Below are 17,043 nucleotides of genomic sequence, written 5' to 3'. Positions count from 1 at the left end.
CCGGTGAAGGTCACTGTCGAGGACGCTGGTGGAACGGCTCTCCCGGACGACGCGTGGCAGGTCGACGTCCAGGTCGATCCCCTGACCGATGGCGAGCATGAGGTGCGGCTGCGGGTTCGGTACGACGGCTCGCAGCCGGTAGATGCCCGCATCCGCGTCGAGGTGCCGGTGCCGGCCGTGGAGCATCCCCGCTGGCTGATTCCCGGAGTGTTCTACGGGGACAACCGAGACCCGGCCTGCATCCGCCGATACCCGCGCTACTCCCCAGGCGAGTTGGACGCCTCCGACCTCGTTGCAGACCACTGGTCCTTCCGCGCCGACCGCGCCGCCACACCGGTTGTCTTCGGCTGGGGTCCGAACGGCGGAGTCGCTCTCGAGGTCGACGCCAACACTGCACTGGGTCTCAGCGGCCTCGGCCTCGGAGCAGGCCCGGATCGGCCAGCGTCGATCTGGGTCTCACTGCCCTATCGCGAAGAACCCTTCAGCTACGTCGGCGAGCCACACGGTGTCCCCTCGCTCGCCGAGTCGTTCCGCTGGGAGCCCGGCGATGCGCACGAACTGCGTATCGGCCTCTGGGACCTGCCGGCCGATCACGCCGGCTTCGCACCGGTCTTGCGTCGACTCCGAGCTCGCGAGCGGGCGACCAACCCGCCGGTCGAGCCGTGGGTCGACCTCGCCGACGCTGCCGAGCTCACGTCGTACGGGCTCTGGCGGTGGCACTATCGCGAGGACCCCGCGGTGCTCGTCGAGACCGCGCTCTTCGACCGGGAGTTGATCGGCGGCGAAGGCGGCAACGACCGGTTGGCGATGCACGTCGCGTGGGTGAGCGGCATTCCGTACGCGCACGCGCTGCTGCGACACGGCCGTCGCGTCGGCAATCCGTCGTACGTCGAGGCCGGTACGGCGGTGATCGACCACATCACGAGCAACCTCACACCGGCCGGGACGTTCTGGGGTTGCTGGTACGCCGAGGGCGGCTGGAAACAGTCGTGGACACCGGTGCCCGGCGGGCTGCATGCGCGGACGCTGGCCGAGGCGACGTTATTCACCGTGCGAGCGTTGGCGGCCGAGCGTGTGGAGCATCCGACCTGGCGGGATGCGGCGTTGCAGAACCTCGGCTTCGCCCTGTCGGCGCAAGATGCCGAGGGCAACTTTGGCAGCCTGTACCACCTGGAATCGGGTGAGGTGATGTCGCGACGAGGTGCGGCCGGCCTGACCTGGGTCGCCGCGATGGCGGAGGCCTACGAAGTCTTCGGCGACGAGCGACACCTGGCCGCGGCGCGGTCGGGTGGCGCGTATTACGCGGCGGATGTCCGCAACGGCACGCTCTGCGGCGCCCCGGAGGATGTCGACCTGGCGCCGACCTCCGAGGACGGCTACGCCGCGCTGATCGCGTACGCCGCTCTCTACAGGATCGACCGGGATCCCGGCTGGCTCGAGCTGGCGCGTACGGCGGCCGACTGGATGCTCACGTTCCGGTACAGCTACGACGTGAGCTTCTCGCCGCAGACCATTCTCGGCGCCTACAACTTCCGCAGCCGCGGCGCAGACACCGCCAGCCCGTCGAACCAGCACCTGCACAACTACGGCCTGATCTGCACGGCCGAACTGGCAGCCCTCGCGACCTGGACCGGCGACGACTCCTACGCCCTCGCAGCCGTCGAGCACCTCAGATTCGCCCGCCAGTTCGTCGCCCGCCGCGACGGCGACTTCAACGCCCGCCGCGGCATGGTCACCGAACGCTACTACCAAACCCAATGCTTCGGCCCACCCGGCGCCATCCTCACCCTCTCCCACTCCTGGTGCATAGGCCTACTACTCCTCGCCTGCGAAGACGCCCTGACCCACCTCACGACGATCGACTGGTAAGACTGCTTGGTCGTTGCTGACGGCGTTCTTCCATGGGCGGGCGTGGGTGTGGACAATGTTGGCAATCAGGGCCAGGCGGTCTCGGCAGGTTGTTGAGAGGGCATCGGCCGGGGCGTCGGTCTCCAGGGCTGGGGTCCAGAGGGCTCGGCCGGCGAGGGTGCCTGAGGCGCCGCCGCGGCAGGCGAGCTCGACTGCGCGGGGGAAGTCGTCGCGGGCGACGCCGTTCGACAGGACGACCCACGGCACGTCCAGCGTGTTGGTCAGTTGTTCGCAGGTCTTGATGATCTGGTTCGGATCGCCGAGACCGCGGCTCGGGACCTGCGCCTTGTACAGATCAGGACGAACCGGCCCGAGCGCCTCGGCCGCCTCCACGATCGCCGCGTCCAGCTCGAAGTCGTCCTCACCCGGCGCGGGCTGCGCCACCGGCTCCAGCACCGACAACAGTCCGGCGTCCGCGCATCGCCGTACGAACTCCGCGGCCATCTCCACCCGCCGCGCAGCCTGATCGTCGCGCTTCCAGATCACCAGCAGCTTGAGCGCGACCGCCCCCTCAGCACGCGCTGCGGAGGCATCCACCGACTCGTCCAGCTGGGTGTCCGTGACCGGCCCGCCACGCTCCTGCGTCAGCGCATCGGCCGCCAGGATCCACCCGGGCTCGCGGGGAGCGTCGTACCCCTTGTCGATCAGGAAGCCGGACGCCAGTGGCGCAAGGTGTTCCGCGACGGCGGCCTTGAAGGACGTGATCGCCGCGGCATCATCGGGCCGCCCGTGCTCGGCGAGCGTCGTGCGCAGGCTCTCGCGCTGGTCCATCGCGACCATCGCGAAGGTGCCGTCGGGATAGGCAAGGGCATCAAGTGTCGGGCTCACGACACCACTTTATGGAATCGATGCCAGAACGCGCCATCCCACACCTCAGCCAACTGTGGACAAACCTCGATCACCCTTGCCCGCAACGGCTCCACCGGCGTACCGGTCACCACCTCGGCCGCCATCCGCGCGGCCCCTTCGGCCGCCGTCGCTTCGCCGTCGAGTACGGCGAACTCCCGCCCACCCGACGCGAGCGCCTTCCGCCGCATCCACCCGCCAAGCCTGACCGGACCCCCAAACGCCACCGTGCTCCGCCATGGAATCCCGAGCAACCGCGTCTGCTCCTCAGCCATCCACCGCGCGTGAAAACTCAGCGCATCCACCAACGCCCGCATCTCCTCGGCCGGATCATCGACCGGCCGCAGCACGTCGTACGTCGATGCCGGATCCGGCGCAGGCGCCTGACGCCCCTGTGGATAAGGCGCAATGACCCGCTCACTCGGCGACTCCACCTCATCCAGTACGGCGTTCAGCCACGGGTAACCGCGGTCGAGCGCAGCAAGCCTCTGCTCGACCAGACCGCCCGCCGCGCCGTTGCCGGAGATCGCACACCCATGCTGTCCGTCGACGTACCACCCGGTGCTGATGCCCTGCTGCCGCAGTACGTCGTCCAGCACCGGCGCAGGACTCGGTGTGATGATCGCCTCCGCCGTACCAAGCGAGTCAGCCACCTGACCGGGCTCACGCACTCCTGCGGCCCACGCACCGACCAGGTGGTCGTGACCGCACAGCACCACCGGCACGCCGGCCGGTGTGGTCGCTGCGACCGTCATGGGCTCGACCAGAGGCGGCAGGTGGTCCAGACCGCCGTACGCGAGCAGGTCGGGGTCCCACTGCCTGGTGCGGAGGTCCAGTACGCCGAGGCGCTGAGCATGCGTGAGGTGCATCGCATAGGTGCCCGTCAGTGCGGCCAGGACCAGGTCAGGAGCACCCGCCCACAGCCTGGTGCGGGCCAGAGTGTCGCCCAGCCAGCGCCAGGTCACCACGGGCAGCTTGGCGCTCAGCCGGAGACCGGTCCGGGCGTACAGCTCCTCAGGACCGACCTCAGCCCGCAGCTGTTCGGCCTGCTCGACGCCTGGCTGGTCACGCCAGGTGATGAGCTTGGTGAGCGGCTGCAGGTCCCGGTCGAGCGGCACACCGGTCTCCGCCATCCCGGAGATGCCGATCCCCTCGACCCGCTCCCTGTCGGACAGCTCCCCGACCAGTCGCCGTACGGCGTCCTGCAACTCCCCAGCGTCATCCGGCGTACGCACCGACCGGACCACCACGGCGGGCCCGGCGCGGCCCGGAACTCGGCACACCTTCAGGTTCGTCGTACCGACATCGACGCCTATCCAGGTCACCTGTAAGACCCTAGACCGGGTGATGCGATAGCGTCCGGTGGTCCCCGAAGAAGGAATGTCATGGGTGAGCTGAGCAAGATCGTGGTCGTCGTGCCGACCTACAACGAGCGGGAGAACCTGCCCGTGCTGGCCGGGCTGCTGTCCGACCTGAATCTGCCGGGCCTGCAGATGCTCGTGGTCGACGACAACTCCCCCGACGGCACCGGCGACGTGGCCGACGAGCTGGCGAAGGCGTCGCCCGAGCAGGTCGGCGTACTGCACCGGACCGAGAAGAACGGCCTCGGCCGCGCCTACATCGCCGGCATCAGCCGCGCGCTGGACGAGGGCGCCGACATCGTGATCCAGATGGACGCGGACCTGTCGCACCCGGCCTCGGTGATCCCGACCATGGTCGAGATGCTGCGGACGACGGACGCCGGCGTGGTGATCGGGTCCCGGTACGTCGAGGGCGGCTCCGCGGCCGCGGAGTGGGCCTGGCACCGCCGGGCGCTGTCCGCCTGGGCCAACTTCTACGTGAACGCGATCCTGCGGCTGCACGTCAAGGACGCCACCGCCGGGTTCAAGGCGTGGAAGGCCGACACGCTGCGCTGGATCGACGTCACCACGATCCAGAGCAACGGGTACTCGTTCCAGGTCGAGATGAACTACCGCACGGTCCGCCGCGGCCTGCGGATCGCGGAGACGCCGATCCGCTTCGAGGAGCGCACGGCCGGAGCCTCCAAGATGAGCCTCAAGGTGCAGCTCGAGTCCGCCCTGATGCCCTGGAAGCTCCTGTTCCGCCGTTCGGCCTGAGCCTCAGATCGACTTGGCGACGGAGGCCAGCATGCGCGTGCCGTCGCGGAAGACCGCTGTCTGATCGTCCTTGCGGGCGGCGACGCACAACGTGACGGTGACGTTGTGGATCGACTCGACGCCGGTCATCGTCGTGCATTTGGCGACGAGCGAGAGAACTCCGCCACCGGACGTGGTGTACCGGCCTGAGTAGGTCAACTGGGCCTGGTTGTCGATGTTCGAGTTCGCCGGGCTGAGCGTCTTGACGGACGATTTCCGGACGCCGGTGAGGCGATCGGCCTTGATGAGGTCCGCCGCCACGGCCGAGACCGCGACCCGGGCGGGATAGCCGACGGGATTGACCATCACGAACACGGCACCGGCGCGACTCCGGGAGCCGAGCGTGACCGAGTACTGCGTCGAGCGGTCCTTCCGCCAGCCGGTCGCGGGTTTGACGTAGACGTCGTCGTACACCTTGATGCCCTGGTCGACGTCCTTCAACGTACGCCGCCGCTCGGTGGGCGTCGGAGACGGAGTCGGAGTAGGCGTCGGGACCGTGGTCGGGGTGTCGGTGGGGGTCGCGGACGGCTGGGTCGACGGGTCGGGGGAGGACAGACCGTCGGAGTACGTGGCGGTGGGCAAGGGCGAATCCGCTGAGGTGTTTCCGTCGGAGCGGGTCAGTACGAACACTCCGACGCCACCGATCAGCGAGACGACGACGGCGATCGCGGCGGCGATGAGCCATCCCGTCTTGTTCTTGCGTGGCGGCGGGAGGTGGTAGCCGGGCTCTTGGCCGTCGTGCGGCGGCTGCATGGGTGGCTGGCCGTAGTACTGCGGCTGAGTGGGGGGCCGGTCGTAGTACGGCGGCTGCCCGCTGTGCTGCGGGGGCTGGCCGTAGTACTGCGGCTGGCTCACTGGTTGGGCCGGCGGCACGGGGTACGCGCGCGTCGGTTCGTTGTCGGGGTTCCAGGCAGGCGGCTGGGACGTCGGGTCACTCACGACAGGGGGCCTCAATCGGTTGGCGATGACGAAGAGGCCGGTCCCCGATACCGGCCGAGTGAGGTTACCTCAAGCGCGTGATCCGCGTCGCATTCTTACGGGTGATTTGCACCAAGTGGCAACGGCTACCCGTAGCCGAGCTCGTGGAGGCGGGCGTCGTCGATGCCGAAGTGGTGCGCGATCTCGTGCACCACGGTGATGTTCACCTCGTCGACGACGTCCTCGACGGTGTCGCAGATCGCCAGCGTCGGGTTGCGGTAGATCGTGATCCGGTCCGGCAGTACGCCGCCGTAGTAGTGCCCGCGCTCGGTCAGCGGGATGCCCTCGTAGATCCCGAGCAGCTCCGGATCGCTCGCCGGCGGCTCGTCCTCGACGAAGATCGCGACGTTGTCGATCAGCGCCGCCAGCTCCGGCGGCACCTCGTCCAGCGCCTCGGACACCAGCACCTCGAAGTCCGCCCGGTTCATCTCGATCACGCTGCCAGCGTAGTGAGTCAGAGCCAGCCCTGCCTTGACGCTTGGACGCCGAGCTGGAACCTGGTTTGGGCGCCCAGTGCTTCCTGCAGGCGGCCGATGCGGCGGGCGATGGTGCGCTCGCTGACGCCGAACTCCCGGGCGATCGACTCGTCCGTCAGGCCGGCGCTCAGGTAGGTCAGCAGCCGCTTCTCCTCCAGGCTCGGCCCGGCGTTCACGTCGTTCAGCTCGGTACCACTCGTGATCGGCACCGCGATCCGCCACAGTGCCTCGAAGATCCGCGCCATCCCTGCCAGCAGGGGCGAGTCATGTACGACGACAGCCGCAAACGCCGGACCTCGGCCCGTGCGCCCACCAGTGCCCAGCGGTCGTCGACGATCGTGATGTTGAGCGGCACGTGTGGGAAGACTCGCGCCGTCTCACCGGCGTCGATGCACGCCTGCACCATGTGCAGCGCGTTGGCGTCCTGGAGGACGTGGGCTCCGTAGATCACGTCGTACTGGACACCGCGTTCCAGGGCCTCGAACATCCCGTCCACGATGCGTATCTGCCGGGCCGCGATGTTGCCCATGGTCATGGCGCGGACATGCTGCTGCGCGTCGGTCTGGACGGAGTTCAGGACCGCCTGTGAAGCGGCGTACGTCGGCAGGACCTCCAGATAGTCCTGCTTACCGGCTGCGGCCTTCCAGAGCTCGCCGAGCACCTCCGCGCTGTCGCGGGCCAGCTGCGCCTGCCGCGTGTGACGCTCCGCCAGGGCCTCCATCGCGAGCCGTGGCGGGCGAACGGCCATGGCGTCGCCGTTGCGCTCTACGAGGCCGAGTTCGGCCAGCTCCTCGAGGCTGCTGTCCACCTGCTCGTGCTGCGCTGCCAGGTCGACCGGTGCCGTGTCAGGGCGCTGCAGCAGGTCGAGCAGCAGCGCCTGCGCCGGGGCCGAGAGGCCCAGCGCCTGAAGCGGTTCCATGCCCTTGTGTACCACCGGCGGCAGGGGTGGCGACAGGTTGCTGACATGCCGGTTTCTGACAGCGCAAGGCCTCGTAGTGGGCGCTACTCGATGCCAATACTGCTGCCGTCCCCACCAGTTCCCCCGAGGAGAGAGATTCGGATGAGAATGCGCCTGGCGATCGCTGCCATCGCCCTGGTACTCGGCCTCGCCGCACCGCCCGCGGCCGCGGCCACTGCGTCCCCGGCCGCTCCGATGCAGAGCGCCGTACCGCAAAGTCTGTCGCCCGAGCTTCAGCAGATTGTCGACAATCTACCGGCAATGCGCGCACACGCGGCGGCGGTCCAGGCTGAGCTGGGGCTGCCGGACAACCCGGCGCTGGACGCGCTCATCGAGGCCATCGACCCAACGCAGTACGAGTGCTCGGCGGCCGTGCCACCGGTGGTCGCGGCGATCATGCCCGATGTCGCGGGTTGGACCTTCGAGCAGATTCTGGCCGTCCTGCACGTGCTGATCTACCAGATGGCGCTGGTCGACGCGGCGTACCTGCCGCAGCCCGCGCCGTACACCTACGGCGCCAACGGTGAGTTCACGAATGTGGTGAACCGCACGAACCGCGACCTGCGGACGTTCTGGGACATCCCGTCCGGCGACATCGAGCTCGTGGCCGCCCACGGCCGGTCGATGCTCGACGCCGAGGTGAACTACCGCGTCTTCACCGCTGTCTACAACCTCGACCCGGTCGCCTCGCGAGTCTCGGCCGACCTGGTCGCGCGGGAGCTCAACAGCGCGGCCCTCGGGTACGGCGACCTGCCCCTGTTCACCTTCAACGCGTACGCAGCGCCCGGCGGCGACGTCATCCCCGGGTACCGCGTCTCGCCGAAGCGGATCGCTTTCGGTGACGGCGTACTGGAGGGCTTCGCCCGCGTCGGACTGGGTGACGTGGCGCCGCAGGCCATCCTGGCGCATGAGTTCGGTCACCACATCCAGTACGCCCGCGACCTGATGCGCAGCGACCTGCCGGCCCCTGAGGCCTCCCGGTGGGCCGAACTGATGGCCGACGCGTACAGCGCGTACTTCCTCACCCACGCCCGCGGTGCGGCGTTGCAGTGGAAGCGGGTCGAGCTCTTCAGCCAGCTGTTCTACCAGCTGGGCGACTGCGGCTTCGCCGAGGGCGGCCACCACGGAACGCCCAACCAGCGGATGCGGTCCGCGCTCTGGGCATACGGCGTCGCGGACTCAGCCCGGGAACAGGGACACATCCTGCCGGCGCTGAGCTTCTACCAGCTGTTCGTGGCCCAGTACCCGCAGCTGATCGCCCCTGACGCAACCAGCTAGCCCTCCCCCTCAGGGCGCCGTACGCCGTCTCTCTCACCCGGCGTACGGCGCCCGCCCCTGCGGGTCTCCGGACCCTGGTCGATGCCTGCTGAGTAACTCGTTTTGGAGCCAGCGCCCAACTCCTCTATGCTTACGGCTGTCCCTGGAGCTTCGGCTCCCGCGGGTCCGAGTCCCCATCGTCTAGTGGCCTAGGACGCTGCCCTTTCAAGGCGGTAACGCGGGTTCGAATCCCGTTGGGGATACGGCCGAAAGGCCGGTGTCAGAAGCACCTCGAAGATGCTGTAGGATCATCGAGAAATCTGGCCCAGTGGCGCAGTTGGTTAGCGTGCCGCCCTGTCACGGCGGAGGTCGCGGGTTCGAGTCCCGTCTGGGTCGCCAGGAGAGGCGGCGGTGTCAAAACACCGCCGCCAATTTTCTCCCCGGTCAGGTAGCTCAGCTGGTAGAGCGTCCGCCTGAAAAGCGGAAGGTCGGCGGTTCGAGACCGCCCCTGACCACCCTTCTTGAGCGTGACTCGGGCCAATCTGGCCCGACTGCCAGTCCCCGTGAGTCCCCCTCAGCAACCATCCGCAGTTGCACGGATGTTGCACGCCGTTTGACTCGTAGGAGCCATCGAATGCCGGACCTCGTCAGCTCAACCGTGATTGTGTCCGCGCTGACATCCGCGGCTGTTGCACTGGGCGTCGACTGGACCGTGAAACCTCGACTGGAGGCTCGGAAGGAGCGCCTCCTCGCGGCTCATCGAGCTCGTTCGACTGTGCTTCGGTGCTTGACGATAATCCTCGTCGCTGCCGCAAAGCTGGGCACCGAGACTCCGGGAACGTTGACGGCGGACGCGCGCAAGATGTGGTTGGCGGAGCTGGACGCAGCGAAGGAAACGATCGCCGCAACATCGCGCGACCTTGAGCAGGCGGTTCTCGACGCCGGCATCCCGTTCGAGCGGATCCTCGTCCCTCTCACTCGTTTCGCCAATCAATCACGAGGGCTCGTCCTGGGCGACCGGAGGAATCATGAGAAGGCCGAGCTGATCCTCGCGTCCGGCGCTCCGCTCCTAGAAGCGTGGCGGGCTGCGATGCGTCCACTCTTCGGTATCCGAGCCGTCCGTGGGGGTTCCAAGCTCGTCGAGGCTGTGGCCGCACTAGATCGGGCCGTAGCGGCTGGCCAATCCGATCCGTAGTCGAGTTCAAGCTGTCTATCCTCGATCACGGCATGCTTGATTGCAGCCGCCGATGCGGACGGACTGTCCAGGGCTGTCCAGCACGATCCATGGCCGCTGTTAGCAAGCCCGTTAGCAGGGCGGACGAGCGACTCATCACGAGTCCGTTGCCCTGCCTCTGCGGGAAGATGTTTGCATGCCTGCGATGCCAACCACGCTGCGGTCCGTAGCCGGGGCCGGTCTGCATGCTCTACTGCGCCTGCCTCGGTTGCCTGAGCTACCACCGCTCGATCTGGCGACCCACCGTGAGTATGAGGAATTCACAAGGAGCTACGTCGATCCGCCCGGCTCACGGGAGGGACTGCAGCCGCCACGGCAGACGATGACCTACGTGCGGTGGCTCGCGAGCCACCGGCAAGTGCTGTTCCATGGCAGTCAGCGCGACAGTATCAGCGAGCTGAGACCGGACCGCGAGTCCGACGACAGCACGGCGTTTGGTAGCCAGCGCGCGGTTTTCGCGACGGACGATCCAGTGTGGGCGATGTGGTTCGCCCTCCTGACCCGTGGGCAAGGCTTCCGCTCCACGCGCAACGGCGTCTGGTCGATACCTGGCGACACGCAGCACCAGCAGTACTTCTTTTCCGTCGACAGCGACCAGCCGGACGCGGAGCTGCTCACCCACGGCTGGTTATACATGCTTTCCCGAGACGGATTCACGGCTGAGCCCGCCGTCGCAGGACTGCTGCAATCGGGTCAATGGGTCAACCCCAACCCGGTCAGACCGGTTGCCCGGATTGCCGTTGCTCCGGCTGACTTCCCGTTCACGAGCATCATCGGACGCCACAGCGGCAGTGAATCCATGTTTCGCACCCTTTGGAACGCACGTACCGCATCCTGCCGCCCTTGAGTCCACCGCGACGCGATGCCCCTGCGTCTTCCCGTCTGCCACACTCCAACCAGCCGGCCAAAATCGACCTGGCATCCCGGTGCACCAGGACTCACCGTAGTACCCAACTGAAGGGTCTCCAGATCCTGATGCGGATGCTGTCCGGATCCGTTGCCTCGAGCAACGATCTCGACGTTGTGCGTCATCAGGTACCCGAAGCCCACGTTCGCCGGGTCGTAGTGGTCCCAGAAAACGAGAACGACTGCCGCGAGTCGAGCCAGGTCGACATCGTCGCGAACCGACGCCCGCCCCGGTGGATCTGAAACTTCATGACGTCTAGTAATACCGCGTTCACGGTAAGCGATACCCCATTGCCACATGCTGCAACTGGTCTAGCCGCTGTCGTTGGGCCCTGCTATAACTCGCTGGTCCCCCGAGCGACAGGAGTCTTGATGCGCCGCCCGCGTGTCGTCGTTGCCGGTCTCGTCAGCGCGGCTGTAATCGCCGCCGGAGCCGTGACTGTCCCACTGACCATCTTCCGTTCCACCGCTGCCGAGGCGGCCGTCACCGCCGAACAGGGCGAGCTGCTGGCCCCGCTGTGGGACGACCAGCAGCATCCGTTCGTCACCTATGGCACCTCGAGTGAGTACTTCGCGTACCACCAAGACCCGTGGAGCGGCGACAGCAACAACAACTGGCACATAGCCAGCCTGGCCGACGGGCACATCGTGATTCCCGATGTCTCCTCGGAGTACTCCGGACCGGCGATGGCCGGAAAGTATTTCGTCAAGACGACTTCACCCAGCGTGGGCAAGTTCAACTACGAGTACATCGATCCCGCGACGTCGGAGTCCAAGGGCACCGTGCTCATCCCGGATTGGGCAGCCTGTTTGCATGAGGTAGGCGTCGTCTTCCGGACGGTGGACAACGACGTGCAACACCTCTGGATCCAGCAGCCGGACGGTGCGAAGCGCGAACTAGCCACCGCGCCGATCGGGACGCTCGTGTGCATGGACCAGGACGAGCGCCACCTGCTCGTGAAGACAGTGGACGACCTGCGGCTGATCGACGTACAGACCGGCACCAGCAAGACGGTCGCGACAGTGTCGCCGGAGTGGGCGGCGCTGACGCCCGGCCGGGTGTTCTGGCGTACCGGAGCGACCGCGACCGGCCAGCAGGTGGCGTGGGCCGACCGGGCCGGTCCGGCAACCGGGACCGTCGAGGTGGCCTTCACGCAGGATCTGCAGACCCTGGCAGACGACCTCCTGGTGCTCCACAAGACCGCCGACTACCAGTTCGACGTACGGCGGATCGCCGCAGCGGACGGAGCCGTGAGCGCACCGCTGCTGACCGACGCCCGCGGTGGCACCGCACTCGACGACGGCTCGTTCCTGGTCGGACGGCCAACGTCGCTCGACCTCCTGTCCGGCGACGGCGGTCGCCGGGAGGTCATGCCACTTCCCAGGTCACGAGAGCTGGGGTGGGGTGTGGGCATGTCCGGAGACCGGGTCGTCGCGTCCTGGATGGACTCGAGCGACATGGCGTTCTCCGACGTCCCGATGTCCGAGATCACGACTACCGCCGGCGCCGAATGGACCCAGCCGAGGACGTCGATTCCAGGCCTGCAGCGCCCGGACGAGCCGTTCCAGCTTTCCGGCGACGTGCTGGTCACGACGCAGCGCACCTCCGGCATTATCCAACCGCAGTACGTCGTCGCGTGGCCCGGCGGACACCGCGAAATTCCCCGGACTTCTCTGAACACCGTCCGGCTCGGGCGCGGCGGCCGGCTGCTGACCGCCTTCCTCAACGGAGTCGGAGACGTTCTCCAGGACGCACGGACCGGCGAACCGGTCGACGCCGTCGTCAAAGACCGGTCCAAAACGGCCATCGACGGCACGTGGGTATGGACCGGGCCGGACAGCACCGGGATTCTCTCCGGCAAGGACACCAGCACCGGTCGGACCAAGACCGTGCAGGCCACCGTCCCGCAGAGCTGCGCGCCGGGCGCCGGTCTGCAAGTTGCTGGTCGCTGGGCGACGTACTGCGGTGTCGTGGTCGACCTGCTCGGAGTGGTGCCGGACCGGACCCTGACGGTCGGCGCGGGCTGGAGCCGAGTACTCGGCGACGGCTTCGTCGCGGCGCTCGTGATTTCGGTCGGTAATCCTCCGGAGTTGGTGGTCACCGATCTGAACGACCCAGACTTACCGCACCGCAGCTACGGGTTCGTTGCCGCCCAAGCCTGGCGGGAGACTCGGCGGATCATCGCCGAGGCCGGTGCCGGCGATCCGAGGTTCGCCTACATCGACAACGCCGAACAGGTCCGTGTCGCCAAGGTCGACTGGCTCGAGCCGGCGCCACCGACCACCAGGACCGACAAGACTGCGCCGACGCTGACCTCGGCTACGGCCGGCCCCCGGACGTCACCGACCCAGTCGATCAGCTTCAGTTACGCATTCGCCGACCCGACCTCCGAGACCGAGCCCGCCAGCGGCGTTGCGTCGTACGACGTCCGCACGCAGCAGCGCACTGGGACGAGCGGCGCGTACGGCGATTGGAAGCAGCAGGCGACGACAGACACCCGGGTGACGATGACGGCCAAGCCTGGAGTGGACACCTGCTTCCAGGTGCGCGCCACAGACAAGCTCGGGAACGTCAGCCCGTGGAGCGCGTCGTACTGCACCCAGGTCGACGCGACGACGCCGACGCTGTTCAGCATCTCGGCCGGTGACCGGGTCCGGTACACGTCCGCGGTGACCTTCCGCTACTCGTATCGGGACAACACCGAGCTGAGCACGTACGACGTGGTGTACCGGACCGCGCCGGCCGGTCGCTCGCTGGGGCAGTGGGTGTTCCCGGCCGGCTGGCAGAAGATGCGGGCGACATCGGTCTCGATGACCGTGGCCGGCGGCTCCGACACCTGCTTCATGGTGCGTGCGCGCGACGCGGCCGGGAACCTGTCCGCGTGGTCGCCCTCGGTCTGTACGTCGCTACCACTCGACGACCGCTCGCTCAGTATTGTCGGCTCGGTGACCCGGGCCAACACCGCGATGGGCATCTACGGCACCGCTTCGCGGCTCAACAAGCCGGGCGCGGGTTTGTACCGGACCGGCCAGGTTGGCAACCGGATCGCCGTGGTCGCGCTGAGCGGACCGGGTCAGGGCGCTGTCGACGTCTGGCACGCGGGCCGCAAGCTCGGCCGGATCTCGCTCGCCGCGACCAGCTGGAGCAGGCGGACCTACTATCTGCCGGTCACGCCGTACGTCTCCGGCACGGTCTCGATCGTCTCGGCGAGTACGGCGTACGCCTGGATCGACGGCTTCACCGCGCTGCGGTACTAGAACCCTCACGACACAAAGAGGACTGCGCCGCCCGGTGCGCGGCGCAGTCCTCGCCAGGGTGAGACGCCCGGTCAGCCGGTGGGTTTGCTGTTGTCGGAGCCCGGGGTCGCGGTGACGGACTGGGAGTTGCCGTTGCGGGTGAGGGTGAGCTTCACCTGATCGCCAGGGCGGTGCAAACGGACTGCGGCGACCAGCGCGTCCCCTGACGCGATCGCCTTGCCGTCCACAGCGGTCACCACATCACCTGACTACAGCCCGCGTAGCGTGCTCGCATGCCATGGACCCCTCATCTCCAACCCATCCGCAACCCCCGGACCGATGCGGCATCGCTCGCTGGCGGTCGGGCGCTCTACGTTGCCCAGGCCTACGAGGACAAGTGCGAAGCGCTGCTTCGGTTCGGGCACCTGGCGGCGGGCAGCCAGGCGGACCCTGTAGCCAAGCTCGACGACTTGATCCGAGCGCTGCCGAGGGATCGGATGCTCAAGGAACGTTCGAGAAACCTTGCACAGGTTCTGCCCTCAGCGGCCGAGCACGCACAGGTGCTCCAGAAGGCACGGGAGGCACGGAACTTCATCGCCCATGAGGGCGGCCGGTTCTCTATTGATGACTGACGAGCATCAGACCTTTCGCGACCGCCTCACGGATCTGCGAGCTCAAGTCCAACTCCTTGCGAGTGGGGGCAATCTGGTGTCCGCCTGGCTATTCAATGTGGAAGAACCCTACGAGCCCCTACCTCGGGGGCTAATCGACTCGAACAGTTCGATGATTGACGCGGGGTTCTTCGCGCCAGTGTGGGAGCTCGTCACAAGCACTTCCCACGAGTACCGGCACGCGGGCCCTCGCTCCACGGTGCACCGGCTTGGGAGCTTCCGCCTCACCTAGTGACTGATTACCCGGGTGTTGCGGCTGACCCAGCGACCGCCCGCGGCCCATCCACCACCGCCACACAAGTCGCCCCCGCTGTGTTCCAGCCTCCAACGGCGTCAACTGAGGGCTGGAACAAACAGAGGAAGCAATACAGGACCGTCGGAGTGTAGCTATCGCTGTAGCAATTTCAGGCTCTCACTACCAGCACGCCAGGCCTCAGGACGACCGAAGCCACGATCGCGATCGCGATGACCACTGGGTGCCGCGCGACCTGAAAAGCGGAAGGTCGGCGGTTCGAGACCGCCCCTGACCACCCCTCTGATCTGCAGTTAGTGATGGCCTCGTGCCGAGGCTCCTCCGGGTGTAGCAACAACTGCAGCAGTAGCGTGCGGCAAACGGCCTGGGTGGGTACACCATGAGCGGCGCGAGGACATTCTTGGGCCTCTTGGTCGCCAAGAAGAACCGGGTCCTGGGCTCGCTCTTCTTTGTTTGCGGTATTGGTGCCACGATCCGGGCCGGTGCCCGGGTAGCTGCTCGAGGGCGTCGCGGGCCACGGCGATGTGGTCGGCGGCTGTGTTGGCGGATGAGCCTGACGCTGCGGCGCGGCAGCTTTCGCCCTTACATGGCCGACTATGGCGGCCTGTTGGTCGGTTCAGCGTCACGAGGCTTGTTCGTCGGGGGCGGGTGGATCCTCGGCGGGAGAGGGTGGGACGTGCTCGATCTTGAAGCCGGTGAATCCGTAGAGCACCGATAGCACCGGGCTGGCCCAGCAGAAGATGGCGTAAGGCGCGTAAAGCAGGGTCGAAACGCCGAGGACGGCGCCCATGAAGGCGCCGCAGGAGTTCCATGGGACCAGCGGCGAGGTGACCGTTCCGCTGTCGGCTGCGAGCCGCGACAGGTTTGTCGGGGCCAGTCCGCGCTTGGCGAACTCGGCCCGGAAGATGCGCGACGGCAGCACCAGCGCGATGTATTGGTCGCCGGCCACGATGTTGAGCCCGGAGGCGCAGGCGAACACGGTCAGGAACAGCCTGCCGGTGCCCTTGGCGGCGCTGATCATCGGGTTGACCAGGCGGTTGATCAGCCCGAATTCCTCCAGCAGCGCGCCCAGTGTGACGGCCCCGAAGATCAGCCAGAGCGTGAGCAGCATGCTGTCCATGCCGCCGCGGGCCAGCAGCCGGTCGATGTCGCCGATGCCGGTGTCGATGCTGAATCCGTTGGCCATCGCCAACCAGACAGCCTTGATCGGGCCGAGCACCGCGCGGTAGGCGCTTTCGGGGTCCACGTGGTGTACGAAGTCCCGGTACACGTCCGGCTGTAGGAACGCGCCCAGCACCCCGGCGAACAGTGTGGAGAAGGTCAGCGCGAGCGACGCCGGCACCTTGCGGATCGACAGGATCGCGAGCAGCACCAACGGCAGCAGGTTCCAGATGGTGATGTTGTAGACCTGGTTGAGCGAGGCCAGCTCGACGGCCTCCGACAGCGGCGCGTGCACGTCGGGACCGCGCACGAAGCCGATCACGAAGAACGCGGCCAGAGCGATCGCGAACGCCGGTATCGATGTCCAGATCTGGCGCTTGATGTGCTGGTAGACGTCGACCTTGACCATCTGCGCGGTGAGAATCGTGGTCTCCGACAACGGAGACGCCTTGTCGCCCAGGTAGGCGCCGGAGATGACCGCACCCGCCGTGATCGCCGGGGACACCCCGAGCATGGCAGCGATCCCGACGAGTCCGACCCCGATGGTGCCGGCCGTCGTCCACGAGCTCCCGATGCTCAGCGCGATGACGCCACAGATGATCGCCGAGGCCGCGTAGTACCAGCTGGGCGACAGGATCTGGATGCCGTAGTACACCAGCGTCGGGATGGTGCCGGACAGGTTCCACACGCCGATCAGCGCGCCCACGGCCAGCAGGATGAACGTCGCACTGGTCACCGAGGCCATGGCTCCCTGCGCAGCCGTCTGGACGCGCGACCACGGGTTGCCGTTCTTTACTGCTATCAGGGCCGCCACCATCGCGGACAGCACCAACCCGACCTGGATCGGACCGTCCAGCGCGTCCAGGCCGAACAGCGCCAGCGCCGAGGCGATGAACACGGCCAGGACGACCAGCGGGATGATCGCGTCGGCCAGCGACGGCTCCCGGGCCGGTGCACGGCCCGCGTCGGTGTCGATCTGGTCACTCATCGCAGGCGCCGTCC

15 protein-coding genes and 3 tRNA genes are annotated in these 17,043 nt (G+C 67.4%); 10 read left to right on the top strand and 8 right to left on the bottom strand.

From position 1 onward, the window contains the following. Nucleotides 1–3 precede the first annotated feature (3 nt). On the top strand, nt 4–1,869 hold the full coding sequence (locus tag AB0H36_RS19590) for a hypothetical protein (protein WP_360524763.1): 1,866 nt from the start codon (nt 4–6) through the stop codon (nt 1,867–1,869). On the opposite strand, the gene AB0H36_RS19585 is transcribed toward AB0H36_RS19590, so the two are convergent. Beyond that, on the bottom strand, nt 1,816–2,736 hold the full coding sequence (locus AB0H36_RS19585; RefSeq protein WP_360524760.1) for a hypothetical protein: 921 nt from the start codon (nt 2,734–2,736) through the stop codon (nt 1,816–1,818). The two genes, AB0H36_RS19590 and AB0H36_RS19585, sit on opposite strands and share 54 nt — an antisense overlap. After that, a complete protein-coding gene (locus AB0H36_RS19580) occupies nt 2,733–4,079 on the bottom strand; it encodes an FGGY family carbohydrate kinase (protein WP_360524757.1) in 1,347 nt (448 codons plus the stop codon). Before AB0H36_RS19580 ends, AB0H36_RS19585 begins: the two co-directional genes overlap by 4 nt. 60 nt (nt 4,080–4,139) lie before the next feature. On the opposite strand from AB0H36_RS19580, the gene AB0H36_RS19575 reads away from it, so the two are divergent. Beyond that, the gene (locus AB0H36_RS19575) at nt 4,140–4,871 is read left to right on the top strand and encodes a polyprenol monophosphomannose synthase (protein WP_360524754.1); all 732 of its coding nucleotides are present in this window, start codon (nt 4,140–4,142) and stop codon (nt 4,869–4,871) included. A gap of 3 nt (nt 4,872–4,874) precedes the next feature. Here AB0H36_RS19575 and AB0H36_RS19570 read toward each other — a convergent pair whose 3' ends face one another. The 4 genes from AB0H36_RS19570 to AB0H36_RS19555 all read right to left on the bottom strand — a co-directional run bounded on the left by AB0H36_RS19570 (nt 4,875) and on the right by AB0H36_RS19555 (nt 7,283). Continuing rightward, on the bottom strand, nt 4,875–5,849 hold the full coding sequence (locus AB0H36_RS19570; protein WP_360524751.1) for a hypothetical protein: 975 nt from the start codon (nt 5,847–5,849) through the stop codon (nt 4,875–4,877). Between the two features lie 125 nt (nt 5,850–5,974). Continuing rightward, nucleotides 5,975–6,325, bottom strand: a complete 351-nt coding sequence (locus AB0H36_RS19565; protein WP_360524748.1) for a metallopeptidase family protein — start codon at nt 6,323–6,325, stop codon at nt 5,975–5,977. 17 nt (nt 6,326–6,342) lie between these two features. Beyond that, nucleotides 6,343–6,573, bottom strand: coding sequence for a LuxR C-terminal-related transcriptional regulator (locus AB0H36_RS19560; RefSeq protein WP_360524745.1), 231 nt, complete (start codon nt 6,571–6,573; stop codon nt 6,343–6,345). Continuing rightward, nucleotides 6,546–7,283 carry a hypothetical protein gene (locus tag AB0H36_RS19555; protein WP_360524742.1) on the bottom strand — a complete coding sequence of 246 codons (738 nt, stop codon included), beginning with the start codon at nt 7,281–7,283 and terminating at the stop codon, nt 6,546–6,548. Before AB0H36_RS19555 ends, AB0H36_RS19560 begins: the two co-directional genes overlap by 28 nt. A gap of 141 nt (nt 7,284–7,424) precedes the next feature. Here AB0H36_RS19555 and AB0H36_RS19550 point away from each other — a divergent pair, with 141 nt between their 5' ends. The 7 genes from AB0H36_RS19550 (at nt 7,425) to AB0H36_RS19520 (ending at nt 13,977) form a co-directional block, all read left to right on the top strand. Further along, nucleotides 7,425–8,600 carry a hypothetical protein gene (locus AB0H36_RS19550; RefSeq protein WP_360524739.1) on the top strand — a complete coding sequence of 392 codons (1,176 nt, stop codon included), beginning with the start codon at nt 7,425–7,427 and terminating at the stop codon, nt 8,598–8,600. Between the two features lie 169 nt (nt 8,601–8,769). Next, nucleotides 8,770–8,842: transfer RNA gene (locus AB0H36_RS19545), tRNA-Glu, on the top strand. Nucleotides 8,843–8,901: 59 nt separating this feature from the next. Next, nucleotides 8,902–8,978, top strand: a tRNA-Asp gene (locus AB0H36_RS19540). Between the two features lie 43 nt (nt 8,979–9,021). Beyond that, a tRNA-Phe gene (locus AB0H36_RS19535) sits at nt 9,022–9,094 on the top strand. Between the two features lie 119 nt (nt 9,095–9,213). Then, complete coding sequence (locus AB0H36_RS19530; RefSeq protein WP_360524736.1) at nt 9,214–9,774, top strand: hypothetical protein; 561 nt, start codon at nt 9,214–9,216, stop codon at nt 9,772–9,774. A gap of 184 nt (nt 9,775–9,958) precedes the next feature. Next, complete coding sequence (locus AB0H36_RS19525; RefSeq protein WP_360524733.1) at nt 9,959–10,660, top strand: hypothetical protein; 702 nt, start codon at nt 9,959–9,961, stop codon at nt 10,658–10,660. Nucleotides 10,661–11,091: 431 nt separating this feature from the next. Further along, nucleotides 11,092–13,977 carry a hypothetical protein gene (locus tag AB0H36_RS19520; protein WP_360524730.1) on the top strand — a complete coding sequence of 962 codons (2,886 nt, stop codon included), beginning with the start codon at nt 11,092–11,094 and terminating at the stop codon, nt 13,975–13,977. A gap of 71 nt (nt 13,978–14,048) precedes the next feature. Here the strand turns inward: AB0H36_RS19520 and AB0H36_RS19515 are convergent, their stop codons facing one another. Further along, nucleotides 14,049–14,213, bottom strand: a complete 165-nt coding sequence (locus tag AB0H36_RS19515) for a PDZ domain-containing protein (RefSeq protein ID WP_360524727.1) — start codon at nt 14,211–14,213, stop codon at nt 14,049–14,051. A 36-nt stretch (nt 14,214–14,249) separates the two neighbouring features. Here AB0H36_RS19515 and AB0H36_RS19510 point away from each other — a divergent pair, with 36 nt between their 5' ends. Continuing rightward, the gene (locus tag AB0H36_RS19510; RefSeq protein WP_360524725.1) at nt 14,250–14,588 is read left to right on the top strand and encodes a hypothetical protein; all 339 of its coding nucleotides are present in this window, start codon (nt 14,250–14,252) and stop codon (nt 14,586–14,588) included. Nucleotides 14,589–15,502: 914 nt separating this feature from the next. Here the strand turns inward: AB0H36_RS19510 and nhaC are convergent. Beyond that, on the bottom strand, nt 15,503–17,029 hold the full coding sequence (nhaC, locus tag AB0H36_RS19505) for a Na+/H+ antiporter NhaC (protein WP_360524722.1): 1,527 nt from the start codon (nt 17,027–17,029) through the stop codon (nt 15,503–15,505). Nucleotides 17,030–17,043 lie beyond the last annotated feature (14 nt).

The organism is Kribbella sp. NPDC050820, assembly GCF_040653975.1.
Lineage (GTDB): Bacteria > Actinomycetota > Actinomycetes > Propionibacteriales > Kribbellaceae > Kribbella.
Note: the sequence above shows the minus strand (reverse complement) of the source record. Positions and strands in the feature narration are given on the sequence as shown.